Source organism: Maribacter taeanensis, from assembly GCF_047345145.1.
In the GTDB taxonomy this organism is placed as follows: Bacteria; Bacteroidota; Bacteroidia; order Flavobacteriales; family Flavobacteriaceae; genus Maribacter_C.
Window position 1 is genome coordinate 37,169 of sequence record NZ_JBLFER010000005.1, and the last position, 25,688, is coordinate 62,856.

Here is a 25,688-nt window from a genome sequence, read left to right on the forward strand (position 1 = left end):
GAAATATCTATTTCGGGGATTTTTTATTTATCATCTTGGCTCTTATGTCCAAAAAAAACGCTGCGGTCTTGAATCTTATTTCTTGTTCGCCGCGTTAATATATTTCTGTAATGCCATGGTCATTGAGGGCGTTTCAGGCGTTGGTGCTTTGATATCACATCTTAGTCCAGCGTTGGTGGCAGCTTTTACGGTAGAATTACCAAATACAGCTATTCTTGTATCGTTCTGTTCGAAATCAGGAAAGTTCTTTAATAGCGATTCAATTCCTGACGGACTAAAGAAAACTAAAACATCATAGTAAACCTCTTTTAAATCTGATAAATCACTGATTACTGTCTTGTAGAAAATGCCTCTTGTCCAATTAATTCCAAGTTTGTTTAGTGTCTCAGGAACGATAACTTTCAAAGAATCAGAAGAAGGTAAAAGGAATTTCTCATCTTTATATTTCTTGAACAATACTACTAAATCAGGAAAGTTCATTTTTCCAACATATATCTTACGCTTGCGGTATACCACATATTTTTGAAGATAGTATGCCACAGCCTCAGATTGGCAGAAGTACTTCATACTATCGGGTACTTTAAATCGCATTTCTTCAGCAATTCTGAAAAAGTGATCTACAGCATTACGACTTGTGAGAATAATGGCAGTGAAATTATTAAGGTCAATTTTTTGTTGACGTACATCTTTTGCATCAACCCCTTCAACGTGAATGAAAGGTCTGAAATCAACTTTAACTTTTTCCTTATCGATTAATTTCGAATAAGGAGAGTTTTCCATCTTCGGTTCTGGTTGAGATACCAAAATCGTCTTTACTTTCATCTACAACTATTTTTTTGGTTCCTTTGGTCAGACAAGGAAGTCTGCGAACGATTTTATAAACTTTTCGAATACGACTTGCGGAGAAATTGATTTAGGCTTATTTCCTCTGTATCAATATTTTAAATAACTACCGATAATAACCCAAGGCGCAATTTCGAGTGCGCAAAGGTACAAAATAAAATAGAAAAAATTACTAACGATAAACTTTTGATGATTCCTTAGTAAGACCACCCATCCTATTCCATTAATTAAAAGAATGAGGAAGAATGTTAAATAAACCACAGCTTTTGAGTCTTTGAAGATATAGCTCAAAACGATATTGGCTAAAAACATGACTAACCCGCTGTGATTTAAATAGGAAACCTTCTTAAAAACAAGTTCGCTTATTATTTTGTTAGAATTAAAAATAAAGCCGTTTCCAAGTTGTAGTAATACTTTTAAAATTAAAAAGAGGAGCAAAGAACCCAATAATATGGGGTACATATACTGATTTAATTCTGGATCTTCTAAAGTTCCGAAGAAGGCTCTCCATGATAGGTATAGAAATAATGAAAAGTTTACTACCTGAAATATGGTGAAGAAAATATGAAACCAGTTCATCAACTTCTCCTTTTTATTATACATAAAAATGTACTTATTGTTAAAAGGTAGAATGATAAAATTTAAAAATCGGTTATAGAATGTGTTTTTGGCAATGACGATTAACAAAAGGCTGCCAAAAATAAGAACAGTAATCCAATCGATATTTTCTATGTTTCGTAGAATTGGTTCCACTAGTTGAGTTTGATATTATCTCCGTTAAGACCATAGGGAAGATTTTTTTTAGAAACACCTATTCTAAAATACCCCGGATCCTCCATTTCGGTTTTAGGTAGTTTAAACGTAAAATTTACGGTATCATTTGATTTTAACATTAAAATATTTGAATCAGTAGGTACGGCATTAATTTTTTGAATATCACGCATCTCTTTATAATCATTCAAATAGGCTACTCCGAATTTGAGTTTGTTCAGAGGAATGTTTATATCGTATGGATTATATAGTTTCATTTCTATGGTTCGATCCAAATTATAGGGTAATTCATCTTCTTCTAAAATAACCCTAAGTCTGCGAAAAGATTCGAAATTCACAATGTATTCTCCATAAAAAAGTTTGCCGTTTAGACGGGGATATGCGAAACCTTCTTTTGGCGTATATGGGGTTACATAAAAAACCCTGCTATTTTGCATACTAGCTTCGGAGTTATCGATTGAATATTGATTTTTTCGATAGCTTATATTGTTCAAAGAAATCGCTTTTCTACCAGAATAAAATTCATACATGGGTGCATTACGATAAGAGTTTTCAAAGACAACTGGTATATCCCAGACATCGTACTCCAAACGACTAACCCATTCTTTGTTGCCATGTGTTTCAAAAACTATTGGAAAAAGAGGTTGGTAAATAAGTCCAACTCTTAGGTATAGGAGTATTACAATATTTGTAATACCCAAACCGTAAAACCATTTTCTTATTTTCATATTATCGACGAGATAATTGAAAATGATAATTACCATAGGAATTGAAATCACAATAATCCATTGGGTTTGCACTCGTTTCGAAAAGCTAGAAACAAAAAAGAAAAGAAGAACCCCGTAGGTGAGAAATTTCAAAGCTCTTTCAAATAGACCTTTTGACTTAGATTTATAAAGTATATAATATGCCAAAGGAAAGGTGAGTCCGAATATGGCCATTAAATTTAGGAAATAACCAAGGGTAAACTTATTAAAACTATAGGCTTGGTTTGGTCGTTCAAACAGATGATATTTTATAGAAACAAAATCATTTTCGTATAACCACAAAAAGTGGGGAGTATAGCAGGCGAATGAAACAATCACTGCTAGAATAGCATATTTGTTTTTGATCAATTTTAAATTTGAAAACACAACAAAAACTATTACCAGAACAGCATGGTATTTACTGTACATTAAAGCAGCCATAACAACACCTAATATTGTTGCAAGAATGGTTGATGGAGCGACTAAAAAGCGTTTATATATGAGTAAGAAAAGAGCAGTAAAAAATAGAAGGGGGGTATCAGGTAATATGAAAAATCCATATGCATTTAAGAGTGTCATAGAAAAAGCGACCACGAAAAAGTGTATTACATAATCCCTCTTTTTCGGGTGATCTATAATCGCCCATAAAATGATTAAAGTTGCTATCGAAAGTAAGCAGCTCATGAAACGAACACCCAATTCTCCACTAAAAAAAAGACTGCTTAGTGAAATTAGCCAAGCTACCATTGGCGGGTGATCGAAGTAGCCCCAGTCTAGGTTCTTTGCATAATACCAATAGTACGCTTCGTCAAAAATAAGTTCTGTAAAATGGGCCTGGAGTAAATTTATTATCAAAATTGCTCCTAAAAGAAAGAAAAAAAGCCTGGGCAGTTTTTTAAGCATACATTACAGTTGTTCAATTCAAAATTACAAATTCTTGAGATTAAACTTCGATTTAAAAAAATCATAAAACCACTGAAGTGACTTTTCAACACCTATGAAAACACTATTTTTGTCGAAATCAAACCATTTCAATGTCTGATAGCTTAGTTATTATTCCTACCTACAATGAAATTGAGAACATTGAGGCAATTATTAGGGCTGTCTTTGAACTAAAGACCAATTTTCATGTACTTATTGTTGATGACAATTCTCCTGATGGTACTTCATCAGCAGTGCATCAATTGCAAAAAGAATTTGGTGACAAGTTGCATTTGGAAGTACGTGAGGAAAAATCAGGATTAGGTACAGCCTATATTCATGGTTTCAAATGGGCAATTGAAAGAAAATACGATTACATTTTTGAGATGGATGCCGACTTTTCACATAATCCATCCGATTTATTGCGTTTGCATACGGCTTGTAAAAACAATGCGGATGTAGCTGTAGGTTCGCGATACAAAAAAGGGGTAAATGTCGTTGATTGGCCTTTATATAGGGTGCTATTATCATATGGAGCTTCATTCTATGTAAAAATAATTACAGGAATGAGGGTGCATGACCCTACCGCCGGATTCGTATGTTATAGAAGAGAAGTTCTTGAGAATATCGATCTTGATTCGATTCGTTTCGTAGGTTATGCTTTTCAAATTGAAATGAAGTTTAGAGCTTACGTGAAGGATTATAACATCGAGGAAATTTCTATTATTTTCAGAGATCGTGTTAAGGGAAAATCTAAAATGAGCTCTTCTATTGTAAGCGAAGCAATTTTCGGAGTTTTAAAAATGAAATGGAATAGTTTATTTCAAAAAAATAGATATTAGAAATGGCGAAGCAACTTATAAAAAATGCGACTATTGTAAACGAGAATTCAATCTTTGAAGCTGATGTGTTACTTCAAGGTGATCGCATTCAAAAAATAGGAAAAGACATTTCTGAAGGCGAAGCTAAAATTATTGATGCTTCTGGTAAGTATTTGCTGCCTGGAATAATTGATGATCAGGTACATTTTAGAGAACCTGGCCTTACTCATAAAGGAAATATAGCTTCGGAAAGTAGGGCTGCCATTGCTGGTGGAATTACCACTTTTATGGAGCAACCAAATACGAATCCGCAGACTACTACAATTGAAAAGCTTGAGGAAAAATTCGCTATGGCAAACGCTTCGTCTTATGCTAATTATTCCTTTTTATTTGGTGGAACTAACGACAATCTAGAGGAGTTAAAACGTTTGGATAAGATGGCCTGTTCGGGAGTAAAGCTCTTTTTAGGTTCTTCTACGGGAAATATGCTGGTTGATGATGAGGAAGTATTAGAAAAAATTTTCCGAAGTACCGAAATGGTTATTTCTGCACATTGTGAAGACGAAGGAACTATTCGACGCAACTTGGCGGAGTACAAAGAAAAATATGGAGATGATATTCCAGTAAAATACCATCCATTAATCCGAAGTGAAGAAGCTTGCTATCTCTCTTCTTCTAAAGCCATTAATTTAGCAAAAACAACGGGCGCGAGATTACATGTTTTTCATCTTTCTACAGGTAAGGAAATGGAATTGTTCCGAAATGATATTCCGTTAGAGCAAAAGAAAATAACTGCTGAAGTATGTATTCATCACCTATGGTTCTCTGAAGAAGATTATGATACTAAAGGCACCTTAATAAAGTGGAACCCAGCTGTTAAAACTGCCACCGACCGTAAAAAACTTTGGGAAGCTTTATTAGATGATCGTCTTGATGTAATAGCTACCGATCACGCTCCACATCTTTGGGAGGAAAAAGATGAGGTGTATACTAAAGCTCCTTCAGGAGGACCTTTAGTTCAACATGCATTGCCAGCTATGTTACAAAAGCATAAAGAAGGAATGATTTCTTTGGAAAAAATGGTAGAGAAAATGTGCCATAATCCTGCGAAACTATTTGATATAGAAAAACGAGGTTTCGTCAAAGAAGGGTATTTTGCAGATTTGGTTTTGGTAGATTTGAATAGTTCTTGGCAAGCAAATAGAGGAAATGATTTATACAAATGTGGATGGTCTCCATTTGATGGCTTTACCTTCACATCTAAAGTAACACATACTTTTGTGAACGGGCATTTGGCATATGAAAACGGAAACTTTTCCGCAGAACGAAATGCTAGGAGATTGACATTTGATCGATAGTTATGAAAAAAATAATTCTCTTTCTTTTAATAACGTGTTTTTTCTCCTGTGCTGAAAAGTTAATGGAGAAACCAGATAACTTGATTTCGAAAGAAAGAATGGTGGAAATTTTAAACGATTTGGCCATCATAAATGCTGCTAAATCTACCAATGCTAAACTACTTCAAGATTATGACCTTGAGCCTACGAAATATATTTTTGAGAAGTACGATATCGATAGTTTACAGTTTGTGGAAAGTGATCGATACTATGCCTCTATTCCAGAAGAGCATGAAGAAATATATATTGCGGTTGAAGCGAAATTAGAAGTAGAAAAAGAACGTCTTCAGACTGCCAAAAAGATAAAAGATAGTCTAACTGCAGCCAGGAAAAAAGAATTTCGAAGAAAAAAGAAGCTTAAAGATTCTCTTTTAAAAAACAACGACAAGTAAAATCAATCGTTGGGTTAATAGACTCAAATTGAAAGTCTAAGAATTGCTGTATTTTTTTGTTTTCGTAAAGATCTCTGTTTTTCATAGAGTGAATAGCGTTTTTGGTGATTTTTCTAGATTTTCCAGATAAAGTACTCCAAATCAAATCAACTATTCGCCCTATTTCCAGCTGCCAATATTTTAATTTTTGCTTCGGAGCAGGCTTATCCAGTTTTTTTGTTAATCGAATTAAAATTTCTTGAAAAGACAAGTTTTTAGCTACAGCAATGAATCTTTCATTTTCGATTTTCGAAGCCATCAACGACACCATCATTTTAATAACATCATGAACGGTTACAAAACCAGTTCCTCCGGGGGGATAAAACCGGTATCCTTTATTTGCGGTAGTAAAAAGAGCTCCGCTGCCTGAATTCCAAAACCCAGGTCCGATTATAACTCCAGGGTTCACCATAACAACAGGTAGGCCTTCTTGCGAGCCTCTCCATACTTCCATTTCTGCCTCGTACTTGCTTAAGGCATAAACATTTACATTTTGATCATTCCATTCATTTTCTTCTGTTGCAAGAGCGTTATTCAAGCTTTTTCCTATGGTGCCGATTGTACTTGCGTAACACAATTTTTTTACCTGGTTTTTAATGCATAAATTAACAATGTTAGCTGTGCCTTCAGCATTGACTTTCAGTAGTTTTTGATAATCCCGAGGGTCAAACGAAATAAGTGCAGCTGCATGATATACATACTCCACATTTTTAAAAGCAGATTCCAAAGCAGGCACATCATTGATATCTGCTTCGACCCATTCAATTTTATTAAATAATGAAGTAGCGTTTTCAGAATAATAGCCGAATACCTTTTCAACGCGACTTAGATCACTTTCTTTTCTATGTATGGCCCGAACAGGAAAACCTTTCTGCACCAAATCAAAAAGTAGATGTGCCCCCACTAAACCAGTTCCCCCAGTGACTAAAACCATAACTCAAAGTTAGCGAATACCCAGAGATAATTTCCTTTTGTAAGTTCGGTAAAAGCGGATTTTTTCCTTTTATATTTGCATCAGAATTATAAACTCAAACTGAAATGGCTTCCAACTTTGTTGAAGAATTGAAATGGCGAGGAATGTTGCATGATGCAATGCCTGGAACCGAAGAACACCTTTTAAGCAGCATGCAATCTGCGTATGTTGGAATTGATCCAACCGCTGATTCGCTTCATATTGGTCATTTGGTAGGAGTGATGATGCTTCGTCATTTTCAGTTAGCTGGTCATAAACCTTATGCTTTAATTGGGGGTGCAACAGGAATGATTGGTGATCCGTCAGGGAAATCCGCCGAGCGAAATCTTTTAGATGAGCCTACTTTACGTCACAATCAAGAAGCATTAAAAGAACAACTCTCTCGCTTTTTAGACTTTAGCGGTAAAACAGAAAACGCAGCTGTTTTAGTCAATAATTACGATTGGATGAAGGATTTCTCATTCTTGGATTTTATTCGAGATGTGGGAAAACATATAACCGTCAACTATATGATGGCTAAGGATTCTGTAAAAAAACGTTTGTCTGCGGAGGCAAAAGAAGGGATGTCTTTTACTGAATTCACCTATCAATTGGTACAAGGCTATGATTTCTTGCATCTTTATAAAGAACACAATTGCACCTTGCAAATGGGTGGTAGTGATCAATGGGGAAATATTACTACCGGTACCGAATTGATTCGCAGAATTGGTGGTGGAAAGGGCTATGCACTCACTTGTCCTTTGATTACAAAGGCAGATGGCACCAAATTCGGTAAAACAGAAAGTGGAAACATTTGGTTAGATGCTGAAAGAACATCTCCTTATAAGTTCTACCAATATTGGCTTAATACTTCGGATGTAGATGCGGAGAAGTACATCAAGATATTCACTTTTCTTAAGAAAGCGGAAATAGAAAATTTAGTTGCCGAACATGTTGAAACTCCTCATCAAAGAGCTTTGCAGAAAAGATTGGCTGAAGAAATTACCTTAGCAGTACATTCACAAGAAGATTTAGATAATGCTATTGCAGCAAGTGCTATTCTCTTTGGAAAATCTACATCTGACGATTTAAAAAAGTTGAATGAAAATACCTTTTTAGATGTTTTTGATGGTGTTCCGCAAGCAGAAATTTCAAAAGTTCAATTAGAAGGTGATGGATTAGACATGATTGGCGCCTTAGCTGCCCAAACAGGGTTTTTGGCATCTAATGGGGAGGCAAGAAGAGAGCTCAAACAAAACGCTATTTCTGTTAATAAGGAGAAGGTAAAGGGGGACTATAAGATCACTACTTCCGATTTAATCAATGACAGGTTTATACTCTTGCAAAAAGGTAAAAGAAATTATTATGTTCTGGTTGTGAACTAATGAGATATGCATTCGAAAAGCACTTCCAAGATTAAAATCCGAGCTTATGTTTTATCAGTGATAGCTTTGTTGTCAGCTATTTTGAGTTATATGAGTACGGTTTCAATGGGCTTTCCTGATGGACATTTAACGGAATTTGAAATTGCCGCAAAGCCATTGCTTATTGGGTACAGTATAATTGCTTTGCTTTTTGGAATTTTATTCATTGGATTCGCACGTTTCCCCAATCAAAAATTAAGTGCCTTATTTTTTTACTTTGGTTTAGGCCTTTTTGTATTAATTGTAATCGGAGCTGTGATTCTTTACTTTCATTTCAACTCGACTTTGAATCATGGTGGAGGTGGTTGATTTAAGAAAAACTCTTTCCTAAAGTGCCATCAAATTACAGCCTCGAATATCAGAATGATCAAAGCGACCTAAAATTTCAAAGCTATGGTCTCGGTAAAGCTTTCCTAAATCTTGAGTTGCTATAAATGAACAAGAGTTAACATTAGCGAGATCTATAACATTAATCCCCCCAGTTTTTTCATCTTTTTGAAAAGTAAGTGGGTCTTCTGTATCACGAATTAAAACCTTCATCCAAGGAGGAGTATTAAATATGCCATCTCCGACGGAGTAAGCCTGAGAGAGTAGCTCTGTCATTCCGTATTCAGAATGAATCTTTTCTACTCCGAATCCCTGCTTTAAGATATGATGCAACTCGTCGCGAATCATTTCTTTTTTTCTTCCTTTCATGCCTCCGGTCTCCATTACGATGGTGTTACTTAATCGCAAAGGATGTTTTTCAACAAAGTCTAATAAAGCAAATGAAACTCCGATCAACAAAACTTTGGTTCCGGAAGCGTCTAATTGCGTTAGTTTGTTTTTAAGGGAATCGAATTCATCTAAATAAAAACCGCTTGAAGGATGTTCGCTTTTTTTTATAAGATCATCCACCATATAAATTAAAGAAGATCCTTCACGTTCTAAATACGATGGTAGCAAGGCTAGAACACAATAGTCTTGAATATCTCCGTAGAAATGATAAAAAGCTTTCAAATAGCTTACTTCATAAATATTTAAATCAACAACATGATGTTGACTTGTTTTGCTTCCAGTAGTGCCACTGCTTGAGAAAGAAATTTGCGGGCTACTATCTCCAGAAATTATGGTTTTAGATTTGAAGAACTCTATCGGCAAGAAAGGGATATCTAATAGATTATTTACACTTTTTGTGTCCCTACCTAAATAAGAGCAGAACTGTTTATAGACCAAATTATTATGGTGTTGAAACCTAAACACTTCTAAAGCTTTTGCTTCAAAATCGTTTTCATTTTTTATGTCAAATAGTGCTGAGGTATTCATGTTATGTCCGACTGTAAAAGTAAACATACCTTAGCTCTAATAAAATAAAAAAAGCCCGTGCATAAATGCAAAGGCCTTTTATAGTTTGAGTTGAGAATATTTATTTAACGACCAATTTACGCGTCATAGTCTTATTATTTTCTACTACTTGCAATACATATACTCCTGCTACTAGCCTAGAAATGTTAAGTGATTTTGATGAAATTCTATCAGTGAGTACCATCTCGCCGAAAACGTCATACACTACAATATCTTTTACGCTATTGGTTGCTGTGGTAATATAAACTACATCATTCGTAGCTGGATTTGGATAAAGTCGGAAAGATGTATCTTCTTTTGGAGAAAAGGACTTATTTATGTCTGCTGAATCTTGCCCATAAGCAGAAAGGGCAAATAGCAGCAACAAACCAAAGTAGCATTTTTTCATAGGTTAATCATTTGGGACTCTAAAGATATGGAAAGCCTCCATTTGGTCGCAAAGAATGTTGTGAAACTCGTCAAATTGTAGGTAAATGAAATTGAAGAAACCGTTCGTCGATTTTTTGAACGAATCAACGAGCATTATTAAATTGAAAAGGAGTTGAAATATTCGGTTGTTCTACTTGATAATCAGCTTTCTTGTAGCTACTTTATCTTTTTCATAAACGCGAAGTACATATACACCCGCATCTAAAACAGAGAGGTTTAATTCAGAACCCAAAATAGTGGTTTCTAAAACTTGAGTGCCCAATACATCAAAAATCAATATTTTTTTTGCCTCTTTTTTTGTAGTACTGATATATACTTTACCATTTGTTACCGGGTTTGGGTAGAGTTTGAACCCGTCAATAGAACCATTAGCTTTGGCATTTTGGCCATAGCTAAAAGAAACAAATAGAAAAAAAACGATTAAGTAAAGGTGCTTCATACAGTATTGTCAACAAAATGTATACCACAAATATAATAATAATACGTTCTAAACGTCGATATGGGTTTCTTTAAAGTCAGAATTTTTCGACGAAACGTAATCTCAAGGTGTTATTTAAGAATTTTTGGGATTCATCTAAGCCTTATGTTACCAAATTGTTACCACATTAAATCAACGTTAAGAGCAAATATGGTAAAGGTTTTATATTTACATTTGAGGGTAATAATTTTAACATCCTATGAAAAAAAAGGACATTAGAATACTATTAGTCGACGACGAACCTGATATTTTAGAGATTTTAAACTATAATTTGTCTTCTGAGGGATATAGTGTTTATACGGCTAACAATGGCGTAGAAGGTGTGGCAAAAGCAAAGAAAAAACAACCGCATTTAATCATTTTGGATGTAATGATGCCAGAAATGGATGGTATCGAAGCATGCGAAATCATTAGAAACACAAAAGGCTTAGAAAATACGATTATTACATTTTTGACCGCGCGAGGAGAAGATTATTCTCAAGTTGCTGGGTTTGATGCTGGAGCTGACGACTATATCACAAAACCAATAAAACCTAAAGTGTTAGTAAGCAAAATAAAAGGTTTACTTAGAAGGTTGAAAGATGATGAATCAGGTGCAGAGGATATTGTAAAAGTGGGCAATATTGTCATAAATAGAGAAGAGTATAAAATTATTAATAATGGAGTAGAATTGGTACTCCCAAGAAAAGAGTTTGAACTCTTATCATTACTTACTTCTAAACCAAGTAAAGTGTTTAAAAGAGAGGTAATCTTAGATCGTGTATGGGGTAATGAAGTGGTTGTTGGGGGTCGTACAATAGATGTTCACATCAGAAAACTCCGTGAAAAAATTGGCGAAGAACACTTCAAAACCATTAAAGGAGTAGGATACAAATTTGTTCTATAGTATGAATCGGTTTTACTCTCCAATTTTTTAAGCAAGCCTATTGTAGCTTGACTAAAAATTAGATATTTGTAAATGCCCCTCAAATCGACGAGTGGTCAATTTCGTTCAAATGCTTTCACATGGCCATTCGGTTAAAAAGATCATATAAATTTGCCTTTCGTACGGCCATCTTTATAGTAATAATTCTTACGCTACTACTTGGGTTTTTCATGTGGTATAAAGAGGTAAGCGATTGGTTGTTTCTTGCCGTATTTGCTATAATCTCATTCGGAATATCTTTTTTTATCGTTCAATTTAGAATTGAAAACTTCATTTACCGTCGTATTAAAAGAATTTATGATGATGTTTCTTTGTTAGAATCAAGTTCTTTGACTTCTAGAACGATCACCACTGACATGGCAACTTTAACACAAGAAATTGAAAAATTCGCGCAAGATAAAAAGGTAGAAATTGACACCTTAAAAATTAGAGAGGAGTATAGAAAAGACTTTTTAGGTAATGTTTCACATGAATTAAAAACTCCATTATTTACAGTTCAAGGTTATATTGAAACTTTGCTGGATGGTGCTCTTGAAGATAAAAACGTAAGAAAAAAATATTTGGGAAGAGCAAATAAAGCTGTTGAAAGGCTTCTCTATATAGTGAAAGATCTTGACCTTATTACGAAACTTGAGGCAGGAGAATTGAACGTTGAATGGGAGGTGTTTGATATTATCGAACTGATCAAAACAACCTTTGAGCTATTAGAAATGAAAGCGGCAAAGAAAAAAATCACACTGATGTTTGATATGGAGTATGAAACTCCTATTTATGTCAATGCCGATTTAGAAAAAATACGTCAAGTAATTACAAATCTATTGGTTAATTCTATAAAATACGGTCATGAAAATGGCACTACTGAAGTAAGCGTCGAAAACCTTATTCAGAATAAAGTTATCATAAGAGTTACTGATAATGGAGAGGGAATTCCCGAACAACATATTCCTAGACTTTTTGAACGTTTTTACCGTGTAGACCAAAGTAGAAATCGAAAAGAGGGAGGCTCAGGATTAGGGCTTGCTATTGTTAAGCATATTATTGAAGCGCATGAGGAGCGAATTTATGTCGAAAGTGTTGAAGGTGTTGGTTCGGAATTCTCATTTACCCTTGAAAAAAAGAAGGAAGAAAAAGAAGAGATCAATTGATCTGATCTTCCTGAACAAAGATTTCCTTAGCTTTGCAAATCATTAAATTTTGGTTGCGGTGGGGAGTAAAAATAAGCTCAAACGATTTAAGGAGAACGAAACGTTCAAAAATGTTATTCAACCTAAAAGAAAGGCGATTGAAGATGGTTCTTTGGTGCTGAAAGGAAAATGGGCAGAGCACTTCAAAAATGACAATCCGATTGTCTTAGAGTTAGGCTGCGGAAAAGGGGAGTATACTGTCGGACTTGCAAAACGAAATCCGGATAAAAATTTTATTGGAATCGATATTAAAGGTGCCCGTTTTTGGCGAGGTGCTAAAACCGCGATAGAAGAAAACCTAGATAATGTGGCTTTTCTTCGTACTCAAATAGAGTTGGTGGATTGGATGTTCGCCGAAAATGAGGTTTCTGAAATATGGATAACTTTTCCTGATCCTCAAATCAAATACAAAAGAACCAAGCACCGTATGACCAATCAAGATTTTCTTGAGAAATATAAAAAAGTCTTAAAACCAAATGGTTTAATGCATCTTAAAACAGATAGTGAATTCATGCATGGGTATACCTTAGGCTTACTGCACGGATTAGGTTTAGAGGTCATCTATGCTAATCATGATGTCTATAAAAATGAAGGTAGCCCAGAAGAAGTGTTAAAAATTCAAACTTTCTACGAAAATCAGTACCTTCAAAAAGGGAAAGCAATTACCTATATTCAGTTTAGAATTCATTAGTCGAAAATCAACCAGAAATGCAACAACTACTGCTCTTATTTGCGGCAACATTTAGTGCTGCTTTTGTTGCCTCTTTACCACCTGGCTTGTTGAATATGAATGCCGCTAAAACAAGCGTTGAGAAAGGAAAAAAGAACGGTGTTACTTTTGGTCTTGGAGTTGGTTTTACCGTTATGATACAGGCTTATTTAGCCGTCCGAATTTCAAAATTACTTTCTCAAAATCCAGAAATCATAGCAATACTAATGCAAATAGCTTTGGTGATTTTTGGCGTACTGGCCATTTTCTTTTTTGTAAAAGGAAAAAAGCAGACGGCTACTGATGCTATTGAATTTACTGAGGGAAAAAAAAGAGGTAGTTTTTCTAAAGGAGCTTTTTTGGCAGCTCTTAATTTACTGACGATACCTTATTATGCAGGTATAAATACTTTTTTTCACGGTCAAGGCTTCATGAACTATACAGTAATTGATGAGGTTATTTTTATAATTTCCGCTGGTTTAGGAACCTTTTTGGGCATGTATGTTTATGTATTTTATTTTGATAAGATGGAACAAAGAACAAATCGATTTTCGAAAAATGCCAATTACATTCTAAGCGGATTGATGGTTTTGCTCTTTGTCATTACCTTGTTTCGCTTGTATTTTTAAATCATGAAACCAGAAAACAAAAATTTCTTTCAGAAAGTCTACGAAGTAGCTGAGCAAATTCCCTATGGAAGGGTGACTTCCTATGGCGCAATCGCTAAATACTTAGGAGCTGCAAGAAGTGCCCGAATGGTAGGCTGGGCAATGAACGGAGCTGGAAGTATGGAAAATGTTCCAGCACACCGTGTTGTAAATAAAGCAGGGCTCCTCACTGGAAAGCATCATTTTGATGGCACAAACCTCATGCAGCAGTTATTAGAAAGTGAGGGTATTGAAGTCATTGACAATCAAATTCAAAACTTAGAAGAGATATTTTGGGACCCTTTTAAAGAACTTAAACCCGATTTATAAATTTCAATCAGTTAAAAGTCAAGGTAAACTGGGTCGTCTTCGCTGAAGACACGCTTATACTTCCACCATGTAAGCGCATGATTTGTTTGGTTAGACTAAGTCCAATACCTGTTCCCGTGTTTTTTGTAGTGAAGAAGGGGACAAAAATTTCATCTAGTAGTTCAGGTGATATTCCAGGGCCATTATCTTGAACTTGAATGTATTTTTTATTCATTTTATTGATGCCCGCGATAATCCGAATGTTCCCTTTATCATGATGTTCAAGGGATTGCTGTGCATTTTTTCCCAAATTTAAAAGTACTTGAGTTATTAGTTTTTCGTCTAGATAAAGTTCCAGTTCTTTGGGTTCCACCAGGATTTCGATTTCAACTTTTTTTAGATCTTTTTGCTCATCTAGTAAAAGTTTTATTTTTTCCAAAAGTGCTAAAGCAGGTACCAATTCTTTGTCCGGTTCAGGTACGCTTAAAAAGGTTCGGTAAGACTGTACGAAACTCATAAGATCGGTCCCTTGATTTTTAATTACTTCCAGTCCTTTTGCTGTGTTCCTAATTTGGTCTTCAGAAAAATTACCTGACTCAGTTAATTTATTTCCGGACTTGAAATAGTTAAGTATGGAATCAGAGATAGAGGTAATAGGTGTAATAGTGTTCATGATTTCATGAGTAAGTACGCGAATCAGTTTTACCCAAGAATCAGTTTCCTTATCATCAAGTTCTTTGTGAATATCATGAACCACTACCAATAACAGCTTTTGTTCTTCTATCATGATAGGGGTACATTTTAAGCTTAATTCTCGTTTTCCTCTTTCATTTCCTAATTTGAAAATGGTATTTTCAAAGGGGTTTAAATCTTTAAAAAGATTATAAAGACTATGGTCAATCAGGTTGAGTTGTTTCACATGATTTAAAGGGCGATAGTTCAGAAGATCTTGAACCGTTGGGTTGGCATATAAAATATGTCCTTTCTCATTAATTGTAAAAATACCGATGTCCGCTTGCCTTAAAATTTCCTGATAGTACTGCTCTTGGGCTTGTTTCTTCACATAAATATCCTGAATCATGGCATTGAGCATGTTCAAACTATGATTCAGTTCTTCCAATGATTTGACACTTAATTTTTCAGGGAAACGAAGCGTGAAATCCTCATTTTTTATGGCATCAAAGAAATAGGCAATCTTTCGATTGGTCTGATTTACAAAGTATATCAAGGAGGAGGTTTGAGCAATTAGTACTATTGTGACGACACCCGTCGCAATATATTGTTTTTCAAAAAAGAAATAGGCCGCCGCAATCGCAGATAAGGTTATGAATATGATACGTAGTACCACCTGTAAATAAATGTTTCTACTTACCATCTACTTCCCTATTTTCTTAAGTTTATTATAAAGTGTTTGTCTTGATATTCCCAATTGTTCTGCCGCTGCACTGTAGTTTCCGTTATTTTTATTGAGCGCATTGGTTATCATTAAAAGTTCCATTTCCTCCAAAGTGCTTGGTCCGTTTTCGGTTGGCATAGCACTCTTCGCTTCCAAAAGAAAATCCTCTGGTCTCAGCACATTTCCTTCCGAAAGAATTACAGCACGTTCCATGGTATGAAGAAGCTCCCGCACGTTCCCTGGCCATTTGTAACCCATGAGTTTTTCTTGAGCAGCTTGATTCATCCGAAGCCCTTGTTTACCATATTTGCTAATGAACTTATTTAAGTAAAAATCAGCTAAAACAAGAACATCACTTTCACGATCCCGCAATGGAGGCACTTGTACCTGAATAGTATTTATTCGGTAGAGTAAATCTTCGCGAAAAAGTCCGTCAGCAACCATTTTATCTAAGTTCTCATTGGTAGCACAAATAAGTCGAATATCTACAGAGATGGGTTTGTTTGAGCCTACACGTACAATGGTTTTATTTTGAATTGCTGATAGTAATTTGGCCTGGGTCTGTAGTGATAAATTTCCAATTTCGTCGAGGAACAAGGTACCTCCATTTGCGGCTTCAAATTTTCCGGCACGGTCTTCCTTAGCATCTGTAAATGACCCTCTCATATGTCCGAAAAGTTCACTCTCAAATAATGATTCGGAAATTGAACCCATATCAACAGAAATAAAAACCTCATTACTCAAATTAGAGAGTTTATGCAATTCTCGTGCGATTAATTCCTTGCCCGTTCCGTTTTCCCCCGTTACCAAAACATTTACATCGGTTTTAGCAACCTTGCCTACTAAATTTAGAACTGAAGTTAGGGCTCTTGAGTTACCAATTATATAGTTCTTATTCTGATTGATAACTTGTTTTAGTTGCCCTTCTTTTTGTTTGAGTTTGTTAATTTCCTTTCGGGATTTACGCAACTCATAAGCGGATTTGACAGTAGCCAATAGCTTGTCATTGTTCCAAGGTTTCAAAACAAAATCAGTAGCTCCCTCTTTCAAAGCCTTTACAGCTAGGTCTACCGCTCCATAAGCAGTCATCATAATTACAGAGGTTTGGGGAGCTTTTTTTCTAATTTCTCGAAGCCAAAAAAGGCCTTCATTTCCTGTGTTAACCCCAGCGGAAAAATTCATGTCTAAAAGAACAATGTCGAAATCCTTCAAATTCGGGAAGGAAGATATCTGATTAGGGTTGGAGATTGTCTCAACCGTTTTATATTCGAATTGCAGTAGAATTTCAAGCGCACTGAGTACACTTTTGTTATCATCGATGACGAGAATTTTTGAGTCTAACATAATACATTGTTGTCGTTAGCTGTCGGTAACAAAAAATATTCCATTAATAAACACACAAAACCGTTTGTAGCCTTAACTACTGAATATAGAGGTCTTGAATGAATTTTTTAAAGCTACAATATGAAAGGGAGTAATTTTAACAAGTGTCCATTTTTTTGACAACATCTGTATAACTATTTTACACTCCGAATTTATTTGTTGAGATGATTTGTTTTTAAATAATTGAAAATCAAAGATTTAACTTCTTGGCATATAAATAGTAAAGACTTTGGCATACTTATATAGAATGAACCGAAAAATTAAAATAATATTTATTTTTTTAGCACTTGTTTGTTTTTCAGCAAAAGCTCAAGAGACTTGGACGTTGGATCAATGTATAAGTTATGCCTTGGAAAATAATCTTCAGCTAAAAGATTTCAATTACACTGAGCAGGCGGGTAGAGAAAATTACAGACAATCCATACGGAATCTGCTACCGAATGTAAATGGTGAATCATCATATACAGTTAACTTCGGAAGAAGTACAGATCCATTTACAAACGATGTTGTTACCACCGATTTTTTTCAAAATCCTTTTTCCCTACAATCTTCGATTGATTTATTCCAAGGTTTTCAAAAGATGAATTCCATAAAGGCATCTAAATTTTTGTACAAGGCAACACAACAAGAGACCCTGCAACAAAAATACTTGCTTGCCTTCCGTGTGATGCAGGCCTTTAATAACATTCAATTTTTCGAAGGTTTGGTTGCCATATCAAAAGAACAATTGGGCGTATCACAATCAAACTATGATTTGGTTGCAAAGCAAATTGAACTAGGACTTATGGCAGGCGCCGATTTGTATGAGGCCGAATCTTTGTTGTTGGCAGATAAGTTAAATGTTACTCAAAGCGAAAATCAGCTGGCAGGTGCCAAGCTACTGCTAATTCAAGAAATGAACCTTGAGGAGACTTCAGATATTGAAATTTTCTCTAGCATTACTGAGAAGTCCGAATCGGAAAATGAGCTTAATCTTAGTTCTGATTCGGTATATTCCAAAGCAAGGGAGTTTTTGCCTGTACTAAAGGCGCAAGAATTTCGAGCTAAAGCTGCAAAGAAACAAGTGGCCGTTGCTCGGGGTAGACTATATCCCTCTTTATTGGCATTTGCTGGTATAGGGACAGGTTATTTTGAGACGACTAGAGACACACTTGGTAATACATTGCCTTTTCGTGAACAGTTCAGAGATAATACCTCGCAGTTTATTGGCGTGCGGCTTAATGTTCCTATTAGCAACGGTTGGTCAGCAAGATCTAGAGTAAAGCAAGCAAAAATAGACCGGTTAAGAGCTGAGAACAATCTAGAGATACAAGAACAAGTCGTTTTTCAAGAGATACAACAATTGGTACAGGACCATAATTCCCTTTTGGTTGAGCTCGAACAAAGTGCTCAGAATGTAAAAGCGCAGAGCCTTGCCTTTACCATTGCACAAAAACGCTATGAAAAGGGACTTATTAACGCAATCGAGCTTTTTACTGCAAAAAACCTTTTCGCAAACGCACAAAATACAGACCTACAGGTTAGACTGCGATCAGAGGTAAATAAAAGCACCTTGGATTTTTATAAGGGCTTACCAATTTTTAACATTAACTAGAAAGAATAGATTTCCTCCTACAAGGAAATGAACATAAAACGAAACAGAATAAGATGGATATACAACTCGAAAAGAAAAAAGGTTTACGGCCCAAGCATTATGGATACATCGCATTGGGTGTATTGGTCCTTTTTGTGGGTTACAAGCTGCTTTTCTCAACTTCGGTCTCCACCTTCCGAACGGAAAAGGACAAGCTTTCTATAGCTGAGGTAACAGCGGGGAAGTTTGACGACTACATAACTATCAATGGGAATGTAGCTCCCATTACCACTATTTATATGGATGCTTATGAAGGAGGCCGAGTAACCGAAAAACTCATAGAAGAAGGTACTATGGTCAAGAAGGGAGATATTATTCTCAAGTTAGAGAATATCAATCTTTACGAGCAGATTTTAAATAGCGAAAGTAATTTGGCACTAAAGCAAAATGATCTTAGATCTACGAGACTAAACTTTGATTCGCGCCAAGTGGAAGGACGTAGATCTTTAGCTACCGCCAGTACAGACTTACAGCGTTTGAAACGGAATTTTGAACAAAATCAGGCGCTGTTTGATGAGGAACTCATTTCAAAGGAAGTATATCAGTTGTCAAAAGAAAACTATGAGCTATCGCAACAACAATATGATATTGTAAAAACACAAACAGAAACCGATGACGAACTCCGAAAGACTTCTTTAACCGGACTGGATGCCGATTTGGCAAGAATGCAAAAGACACTTGGCATGGTATATCAACGCTTAGATCATTTAAATGTTCGCGCGCCTGCTGATGGTCAGTTAGGGTTTCTAGATGCCGAAATCGGTCAGAATATAACGCAAGGGCAACGAATTGGTCAGTTGAATGTATTAACGGATTATAAGATTGAGGCCGATATAGATGAGCACTATATTGATCGGGTCAAGAGGGATTTAGTCGCAGTTTTAGAACGGAATGGGAATGAATTTCCTTTGAGAGTAAGAAAAGTATATCCAGAAGTACGAAACGGAAGGTTTCGAGTAGACCTTGTTTTTACAGAAGAAAAACCAGAAACGATACGCACAGGACAAAGCTATAATATAAAGTTACAGCTTGGGGAGTCTAGTGATGCACTCCTTTTACCCAAAGGAAGTTTCTTTCAAAGTACGGGTGGCCAATGGATTTTTGTCGTAGTACCCGGAAGTGATGAGGCATTGAAAAGACCCATTAGAATCGGAAAACAAAACTCAAAATATTACGAAGTTCTTGAAGGCTTGGATGCCGGGGAGCAGGTAATCACAAGTAACTATGATTCTTTTGGTGAAGCGGAACGAATTGTTCTAAAATAAAAAAGCAAAAACTGTCACATCGAGCGGAGTCGAGATGTCATTACATATATAAACACGTAAAATCGATCAAAAAATGATAACAATCCAAAATTTGAAAAAGAGCTTTAGAACTGAGGAAGTTGAAACCTTAGCCCTAAACAATGTAAATCTAAAAGTTGAGGAAGGGGAATTTACCGCAATCATGGGGCCTTCTGGTTGTGGTAAATCTACCCTTTTGAATATTATTGGAATGCTAGACAACCCAACGGAAGGAAGCTATAATTTTGCCGGTCATGAAGTAGGCGGACTCAAAGAAAGTCAACGTACCCAACTGCGAAAAGGGAATCTAGGTTTTGTGTTTCAGAGCTTTAATCTTATCGATGAACTAACCGTTTATGAAAATGTCGAACTGCCCCTTATTTATTTGAAAATGGGTAAGACAGAACGAAGAGAAAAGGTAATGGCAGTATTGGAGCGTATGAAAATTGCGCATCGCGAAAAACACTTTCCGCAACAATTATCAGGAGGTCAGCAGCAACGTGTTGCTATTTCAAGAGCAGTTGTGACCAATCCGAAATTGATATTGGCCGATGAGCCAACAGGTAATTTGGATTCTAAAAACGGAATCGAAGTAATGAATTTGTTGACCGAGCTTAATCAAGAAGGAACTACTATCGTAATGGTAACGCACTCCGATCGCGATTCACATTATGCCCATCGCGTAGTGAATCTATTTGATGGTCAAATTGTTACAGAGAGTCAGAATAGAGAAATCGGGGCCATGATGTAATAGGAGTTTATTCATCAATTTATACTGAACGGGCTTCAGTAGCATCAATCAAAAAACGAACAATCATGTTTAAGAACTATCTAAAAATTGCCTGGCGGAACCTTCTAAAAAGAAAGGTCTTCACTGCTATAAATATACTTGGCTTAGCTATAGGATTCGGTAGCAGCATATTGATTTACCTTTTCTTAAGTTTTCATCTTTCCTTCGATACTTTTCATGAAAATAAGGATAGAATCTTTCGCTTGAATACTGAAATTCATAGAGATGATATTGCTTACAGGTCAAGTGTGCCTCCGGGTTTTGCTAAGGTTTTTCGCGAAGAATATGATTATGCGGATAAGGTAGCGAAAATCGTTTGGAGAGATGGTTTGGTACTCGATTTAAAGGAGAATGGAACGGACAAGAAGTTTAAAAGAGATGTTGCTTTTGTAGAGCAAGATTTCTTTCATATTTTCAATTTTCCATTGGTGAATGGCGCTAAAGTTACTTCCCTTTCGGCCCCAAATACGGCTATTATTACTAAAAATGTGGCTTTAACCCTTTTTGGACAGACAAATGTGGTGGGGCAAAGCTTTGTTTTAGAGAATGATAAAACCATTGAAGTCACAGGGGTTCTAAAAAATCTTCCGAAAGCTACTTTTTTAGACACCGAGATTTTTATCTCCTTCCAGAATTTAGCAGATAATTTTGGATTTGCAGCAGGTGAGACTTGGGGAGGTGTGACAAGCAATCTCCAATGTTATGCCCTGCTGAAACCTAATCAGAATATAGCTACTATTGAAACCGCTCTTGAGCAACTTCCCAAAATACACAGGCCCAATAGCAAGAGCCCACATGTTTACAAATTACAACCCCTTGCTGACATCCATTTCAATCCTGATTTTACAGGTCTTGATCCAACATTTTTAGTCGTATTCGGTATAATTGGTCTTTTTTTGATAGTTATCGCGTGTATCAATTTTATCAATATCTCAACGGCCCAAACCTTTTATCGTTCCAAAGAAATTGGTATTCGGAAGGTTTTGGGTAGTTTTAAGAAGCATTTGTTTTGGCAGTTCTTGATCGAGACCTTTCTTATTAGCCTGTTCGCTTTGGGGTTAGGCGCATTGTTCGCAATATTATTTCTTCCTTCATTTAATGCTCTTTTTGAACTACAACTTTCAGCCGAAAGCCTTATCAATGTGAAGTTCTTTGGTTTTGTAGCACTGCTTTTGGGGGTGGTCGCTTTCCTATCAGGAAGCTATCCAGGGATATTAATGTCTCGTATCGTTCCTGTTTTGGCGATAAAGGGAAAACTTAGTCATAATAGTACAGGAGGAACAACAACACGAAAAGTACTCGTAATAACACAGTTCGTAATATCCATTGCGCTCATTGTGGCAACGATTGTGATATCAAGGCAAATAAATTATGCGCTTAACAGCGATTTAGGTTTTGATAAAGAGTCTATCGTAATGCTTGAAATTCCCGCTGATATAGAAACTACTCAATTTTATAGCCTGAAAGAACGCTTAAGTAAAATTTCAGGTGTAAAAAGCGTTTCGGGTTGCTTGAGTAGTCCTGGAGGAGAATCAAATGACTGGGGAACAAGTGTGCGATACCACAATAATCCCGAAGATGAAGAATTTGTTATTCAGGCCAAAATTGCCGATGAAGACTATCTTAAAACTTTTAGTATTCCACTTGTAACGGGAAGAAATTTTTTTAAAAGTGATTCAATTAGCGAAATGCTTGTAAATGAAAAGTTTGCCGAAAAATTAGGGCTTTCCTCTACTGAGGAACTATTAGGTAAAAAGATCGCGGTTAATGGTGATACGAGAGCCACAATAGTAGGTGTAATCAAGAATTTTCATGACAACAGTTTTACGGATGAAATAAGTCCCGTTTTTATAGCTGCAAATATCAATTGGTATGGAGAAATAGCAGTGAAAATAAATCACTTAAACACAAAAACCACTTTAGAACAGCTTGATAAAGAATGGTCACAAACGTTTTCGAAATATATTTTTGATTATCGATTTTTAGACGAAAGGGTTGCAGAAATGTATGAGACCGAGCAACGCTATTTATCACTTGCCAAGGCATTTTCTGGATTGGCAATTTTGATAGGCTGTTTAGGGCTTTATGGACTCATTCTTTTCTTCGTTGGACAACGAACCAAAGAAATTGGTATTCGAAAAGTATTGGGAAGTAACGTAGGTAATATTTTAACTCTCTTTTCCATTGATTTTCTAAAACTGATTTTGGTGGCTGGTTTGGTGGCGACCCCAATTACGTGGTTTGCGATGAATCGATGGTTACAAGGCTATACCTATCGTACGGAAATACACTGGTGGTACTTTATAATTGCTATTATAGCGGTTATGGCAATCACGCTTATAACCATTAGCTATCAAACTTTAAAAGTCGCTTTTACAAGTCCCGTAAAAAGTTTGCGAACGGAATAAATCAATCAAAAAATCATCAATCATGTTTAAAAACTATTTAAAAATCGCTTGGAGGAACCTAGTCAAAAACAAGGGTTATACCCTTATTAACGTTGGCGGACTAGCCCTAGGAATGGCGGTAACCTTAATCATTGGTCTTTGGATTCAAGATGAGCTTACGTATAACAGCTATTTCCAAAACAAAACCAAAATTGCACAGGTATTTCAATCGCAAACCTTCAATAATGACACCGGAACAGGACCTGCTATTCCAAGACCTTTGGAAAAAGCATTACGAGAAGGTTATGGGGATAATTTCAAGCACTTAGTCATGGTTACTTGGACGAGCGATCGCTACCTAAAATATAAAGAAACCAATCTTTCAAGAACAGGTAATTGTGCTCAAAGAGAAACACCTGAGCTATTAGATCTGCAGATTATCAAGGGTGAAAAAGATGGACTTCGTGAAATCAATTCAATTATGCTATCCGAATCCACAGCCAAAGCCCTATTTGGTGACGAAGAGCCGATTGGAAAGACAGTTCAGGTAAGTAACCAATATGATTTGATGGTCACTAGCGTATACAAAGATATTCCGGTAAACAATTCGTTTAATGATACCGATTACCTAATCCCTTGGGAACAATATTTGGCCACCACAGAATGGGTAAGAAATGCTGAGGATAGTTGGGGTAACAATTCTTTTCAAATGTTCGTTCAAATGGCGGATAATACGAATATGGAGAGAACAAGCGAGTCTATTCGTAATGTAAAGAAAGACTTGAACGAGGATACGGCGGAATTTAATCCGCAGATTTTCCTTTTCCCTATGGAAGAGTGGTATCTCCGCGGGAATTTTGAAAATGGGAAACAGACGGGTGGTCGCATCAAATACGTTTGGTTATTTGGGTTTATAGGTGCTTTCGTGCTTTTGTTGGCATGTATCAACTTTATGAACCTGAGCACCGCACGATCCGAAAAAAGGAGTAAAGAAGTTGGAATTCGTAAATCAATCGGTTCTCAAAGAGGTCAATTGATTTATCAATTTTTAAGTGAATCGTTCTTGGTTGTCCTATTTGCTTTCTTCATTGCCTTAGTGATTGTATTGCTATCCCTAAACGGGTTTAACGAGTTAGCCCGAAAAGAGATTGCCTTTCCATGGTCAAACCCAATTTTTTGGGGTATTTCTTTACTGTTTGTTCTTTTTACAGCTTTGTTAGCAGGCAGTTATCCAGCATTATACTTGTCCTCGTTCAAACCCGTAGATGTACTCAAAGGAACTTTTAAAGCAGGCCGATATGCTGGTCTGCCAAGAAAAATACTGGTAGTAGTCCAATTTACCGTATCAGTGGCGTTCATAATTGGTACGGTCATCGTAATGCAGCAAATTAATTATGCTAAGAATAGACCTGTAGGCTATGATAAGGAGGGGTTAATACAGATTCCTACATTTAGCCAAGATTTTAATGGAAAGTACGATTTGATGCGCACGGAGTTTTTAAGTTCCAATGCCGTTGTTGAGATGTCATCTTCCAGTAGTCCGACCACAAGAATTTGGTCTAACAGAGGAGGTTTTACATGGGAAGGAAAACCTGAAGGTTTTCAGGAAGATTTAGCTTGGACCGAAGTTTCTCCAGAATATGCAAAATCATTGAATTTAAAGATTGTTGAAGGAAGGGATTTTTCTAGAGAATTCGCTACGGATTCTTTGGGAGTGCTTATCAATGAGACCGCCAAGAAATATTTGGGAATGCCCAACCCCGTTGGTAAATTTTTGAAAGATGATGACGAGGAAGACCCGAATCCACCACTAAAAATTATCGGTGTGGTGCAAGACATGATTACACAATCTCCCTATGAACCTGTAAAACAAGGGGTTTATGTATATGACCGATTTAATAATTCCAGCTATTATAACCTCAGATTGAATCCGGAGAAAAGCTCCAGCGAGAATATAGCAGTTGTCGAACGGGTATTCAAAGAGCATTTTCCAGATATACCCTTTGAGTATGATTTTATAGATGACGAATATGGGGAAAAGTTCGCGTCAGAAGAGCGTATTGGCAGCTTATCAGGAATTTTCACAGCTTTAGCTATCTTAATCAGTTGCTTAGGATTGTTTGGTCTGACTTCTTTCGTAGCAGAACAGCGCACTAAGGAAATTGGAGTGCGCAAAGTATTGGGTGCCACCGTATTTAATGTTTGGAATATGCTCTCCAAAGACTTTTTGAAACTGGTAACGATATCATGTTTTATCGCAATACCCATATCCTATTACATCATGAACGGTTGGTTGCAAGACTATCCGTATCGTGTAATTCTCGAATGGTGGATTTTCGTCCTTGCAGTTGTTGGCGCAATGGGAGTTACGGTTTTGACGGTGAGTTTTCAAGCTATTAAAGCGGCGAAGGCGAATCCTGTGAAAAGTTTGAGAACGGAATAAGAAATAACTCCGAACAAGTTCCCTCCCCTTGGGGGAGGGCTA

At 36.2% G+C, this 25,688-nt stretch carries 24 protein-coding genes; 15 read left to right on the forward strand and 9 right to left on the reverse strand.

Annotation, left to right across the window (positions count from 1 at the left end):
• Positions 1-75 precede the first annotated feature (75 nt).
• The 3 genes from ACKWCD_RS15210 to ACKWCD_RS15220 form a co-directional block, all read right to left on the reverse strand.
• On the reverse strand, positions 76-822 hold the full coding sequence (locus tag ACKWCD_RS15210; RefSeq protein ID WP_413984812.1) for a uroporphyrinogen-III synthase: 747 nt from the start codon (positions 820-822) through the stop codon (positions 76-78).
• 111 nt (positions 823-933) lie between these two features.
• Positions 934-1,596: a DUF4271 domain-containing protein gene (locus ACKWCD_RS15215; protein WP_413984813.1), complete on the reverse strand. Its 663-nt coding sequence runs from the start codon at positions 1,594-1,596 to the stop codon at positions 934-936.
• Positions 1,596-3,263 carry an ArnT family glycosyltransferase gene (locus ACKWCD_RS15220; protein ID WP_413984814.1) on the reverse strand — a complete coding sequence of 556 codons (1,668 nt, stop codon included), beginning with the start codon at positions 3,261-3,263 and terminating at the stop codon, positions 1,596-1,598. Before ACKWCD_RS15220 ends, ACKWCD_RS15215 begins: the two co-directional genes overlap by 1 nt.
• A gap of 131 nt (positions 3,264-3,394) precedes the next feature.
• Between ACKWCD_RS15220 and ACKWCD_RS15225 the strand changes: the two genes are divergently transcribed.
• Genes ACKWCD_RS15225 through ACKWCD_RS15235 form a run of 3 tightly spaced genes read left to right on the forward strand, consistent with a single transcriptional unit; the run spans position 3,395 to position 5,891 of the window.
• The gene (locus tag ACKWCD_RS15225) at positions 3,395-4,123 is read left to right on the forward strand and encodes a polyprenol monophosphomannose synthase (protein ID WP_413984815.1); all 729 of its coding nucleotides are present in this window, start codon (positions 3,395-3,397) and stop codon (positions 4,121-4,123) included.
• A gap of 2 nt (positions 4,124-4,125) precedes the next feature.
• Positions 4,126-5,460, forward strand: coding sequence for a dihydroorotase (locus ACKWCD_RS15230; RefSeq protein ID WP_413984816.1), 1,335 nt, complete (start codon positions 4,126-4,128; stop codon positions 5,458-5,460).
• Between the two features lie 2 nt (positions 5,461-5,462).
• Complete coding sequence (locus ACKWCD_RS15235) at positions 5,463-5,891, forward strand: DUF4296 domain-containing protein (RefSeq protein WP_413984817.1); 429 nt, start codon at positions 5,463-5,465, stop codon at positions 5,889-5,891.
• Here ACKWCD_RS15235 and ACKWCD_RS15240 read toward each other — a convergent pair.
• Positions 5,857-6,864 (reverse strand): NAD-dependent epimerase/dehydratase family protein, encoded by a 1,008-nt coding sequence (locus tag ACKWCD_RS15240; RefSeq protein WP_413984818.1) that lies wholly within the window; start codon positions 6,862-6,864, stop codon positions 5,857-5,859. The two genes, ACKWCD_RS15235 and ACKWCD_RS15240, sit on opposite strands and share 35 nt — an antisense overlap.
• A 104-nt stretch (positions 6,865-6,968) precedes the next feature.
• On the opposite strand from ACKWCD_RS15240, the gene tyrS reads away from it, so the two are divergent.
• Both tyrS and ACKWCD_RS15250 read left to right on the forward strand, forming a co-directional pair.
• On the forward strand, positions 6,969-8,267 hold the full coding sequence (tyrS, locus tag ACKWCD_RS15245; RefSeq protein WP_413984819.1) for a tyrosine--tRNA ligase: 1,299 nt from the start codon (positions 6,969-6,971) through the stop codon (positions 8,265-8,267).
• 6 nt (positions 8,268-8,273) lie between these two features.
• Positions 8,274-8,615, forward strand: a complete 342-nt coding sequence (locus tag ACKWCD_RS15250; protein ID WP_413984820.1) for a hypothetical protein — start codon at positions 8,274-8,276, stop codon at positions 8,613-8,615.
• A gap of 18 nt (positions 8,616-8,633) precedes the next feature.
• Here ACKWCD_RS15250 and ACKWCD_RS15255 read toward each other — a convergent pair whose 3' ends face one another.
• From ACKWCD_RS15255 to ACKWCD_RS15265, 3 genes are all read right to left on the reverse strand, one after another.
• Positions 8,634-9,611, reverse strand: a complete 978-nt coding sequence (locus ACKWCD_RS15255) for an acyl transferase (RefSeq protein ID WP_413985052.1) — start codon at positions 9,609-9,611, stop codon at positions 8,634-8,636.
• 100 nt (positions 9,612-9,711) lie between these two features.
• The gene (locus ACKWCD_RS15260) at positions 9,712-10,038 is read right to left on the reverse strand and encodes a T9SS type A sorting domain-containing protein (protein WP_413984821.1); all 327 of its coding nucleotides are present in this window, start codon (positions 10,036-10,038) and stop codon (positions 9,712-9,714) included.
• Between the two features lie 171 nt (positions 10,039-10,209).
• Positions 10,210-10,518, reverse strand: a complete 309-nt coding sequence (locus tag ACKWCD_RS15265; protein WP_413984822.1) for a T9SS type A sorting domain-containing protein — start codon at positions 10,516-10,518, stop codon at positions 10,210-10,212.
• 238 nt (positions 10,519-10,756) lie between these two features.
• Here ACKWCD_RS15265 and ACKWCD_RS15270 point away from each other — a divergent pair, with 238 nt between their 5' ends.
• The 5 genes from ACKWCD_RS15270 (at position 10,757) to ACKWCD_RS15290 (ending at position 14,352) form a co-directional block, all read left to right on the forward strand.
• Positions 10,757-11,443 carry a response regulator transcription factor gene (locus ACKWCD_RS15270; RefSeq protein ID WP_413984823.1) on the forward strand — a complete coding sequence of 229 codons (687 nt, stop codon included), beginning with the start codon at positions 10,757-10,759 and terminating at the stop codon, positions 11,441-11,443.
• A 119-nt stretch (positions 11,444-11,562) separates the two neighbouring features.
• Entirely contained in the window at positions 11,563-12,627 is a 1,065-nt protein-coding gene (locus tag ACKWCD_RS15275) for a sensor histidine kinase (protein ID WP_413984824.1), read from the forward strand.
• A gap of 58 nt (positions 12,628-12,685) precedes the next feature.
• Positions 12,686-13,357 (forward strand): tRNA (guanosine(46)-N7)-methyltransferase TrmB, encoded by a 672-nt coding sequence (gene trmB / locus ACKWCD_RS15280; protein WP_413984825.1) that lies wholly within the window; start codon positions 12,686-12,688, stop codon positions 13,355-13,357.
• Positions 13,358-13,374: 17 nt separating this feature from the next.
• Positions 13,375-14,004 (forward strand): LysE family transporter, encoded by a 630-nt coding sequence (locus ACKWCD_RS15285; RefSeq protein ID WP_413984826.1) that lies wholly within the window; start codon positions 13,375-13,377, stop codon positions 14,002-14,004.
• A 3-nt stretch (positions 14,005-14,007) separates the two neighbouring features.
• On the forward strand, positions 14,008-14,352 hold the full coding sequence (locus ACKWCD_RS15290) for an MGMT family protein (RefSeq protein ID WP_413984827.1): 345 nt from the start codon (positions 14,008-14,010) through the stop codon (positions 14,350-14,352).
• A 7-nt stretch (positions 14,353-14,359) separates the two neighbouring features.
• Here the strand turns inward: ACKWCD_RS15290 and ACKWCD_RS15295 are convergent, their stop codons facing one another.
• Together ACKWCD_RS15295 and ACKWCD_RS15300 are read right to left on the reverse strand one after the other, a co-directional pair.
• Positions 14,360-15,706: a sensor histidine kinase gene (locus tag ACKWCD_RS15295; protein WP_413984828.1), complete on the reverse strand. Its 1,347-nt coding sequence runs from the start codon at positions 15,704-15,706 to the stop codon at positions 14,360-14,362.
• Positions 15,707-17,071: a sigma-54-dependent transcriptional regulator gene (locus ACKWCD_RS15300; RefSeq protein ID WP_413984829.1), complete on the reverse strand. Its 1,365-nt coding sequence runs from the start codon at positions 17,069-17,071 to the stop codon at positions 15,707-15,709.
• A 364-nt stretch (positions 17,072-17,435) separates the two neighbouring features.
• Here ACKWCD_RS15300 and ACKWCD_RS15305 point away from each other — a divergent pair, with 364 nt between their 5' ends.
• The 5 genes from ACKWCD_RS15305 (at position 17,436) to ACKWCD_RS15325 (ending at position 25,646) form a co-directional block, all read left to right on the forward strand.
• Positions 17,436-18,704, forward strand: coding sequence for a TolC family protein (locus ACKWCD_RS15305; protein WP_413984830.1), 1,269 nt, complete (start codon positions 17,436-17,438; stop codon positions 18,702-18,704).
• A 53-nt stretch (positions 18,705-18,757) separates the two neighbouring features.
• On the forward strand, positions 18,758-20,008 hold the full coding sequence (locus tag ACKWCD_RS15310) for an efflux RND transporter periplasmic adaptor subunit (RefSeq protein WP_413984831.1): 1,251 nt from the start codon (positions 18,758-18,760) through the stop codon (positions 20,006-20,008).
• A 73-nt stretch (positions 20,009-20,081) separates the two neighbouring features.
• Positions 20,082-20,777 (forward strand): ABC transporter ATP-binding protein, encoded by a 696-nt coding sequence (locus tag ACKWCD_RS15315; RefSeq protein WP_413984832.1) that lies wholly within the window; start codon positions 20,082-20,084, stop codon positions 20,775-20,777.
• A gap of 65 nt (positions 20,778-20,842) precedes the next feature.
• Positions 20,843-23,224, forward strand: coding sequence for an ABC transporter permease (locus tag ACKWCD_RS15320; protein ID WP_413984833.1), 2,382 nt, complete (start codon positions 20,843-20,845; stop codon positions 23,222-23,224).
• A 22-nt stretch (positions 23,225-23,246) separates the two neighbouring features.
• Positions 23,247-25,646: an ABC transporter permease gene (locus tag ACKWCD_RS15325; protein ID WP_413984834.1), complete on the forward strand. Its 2,400-nt coding sequence runs from the start codon at positions 23,247-23,249 to the stop codon at positions 25,644-25,646.
• The last annotated feature ends 42 nt before the right edge of the window (positions 25,647-25,688 follow it).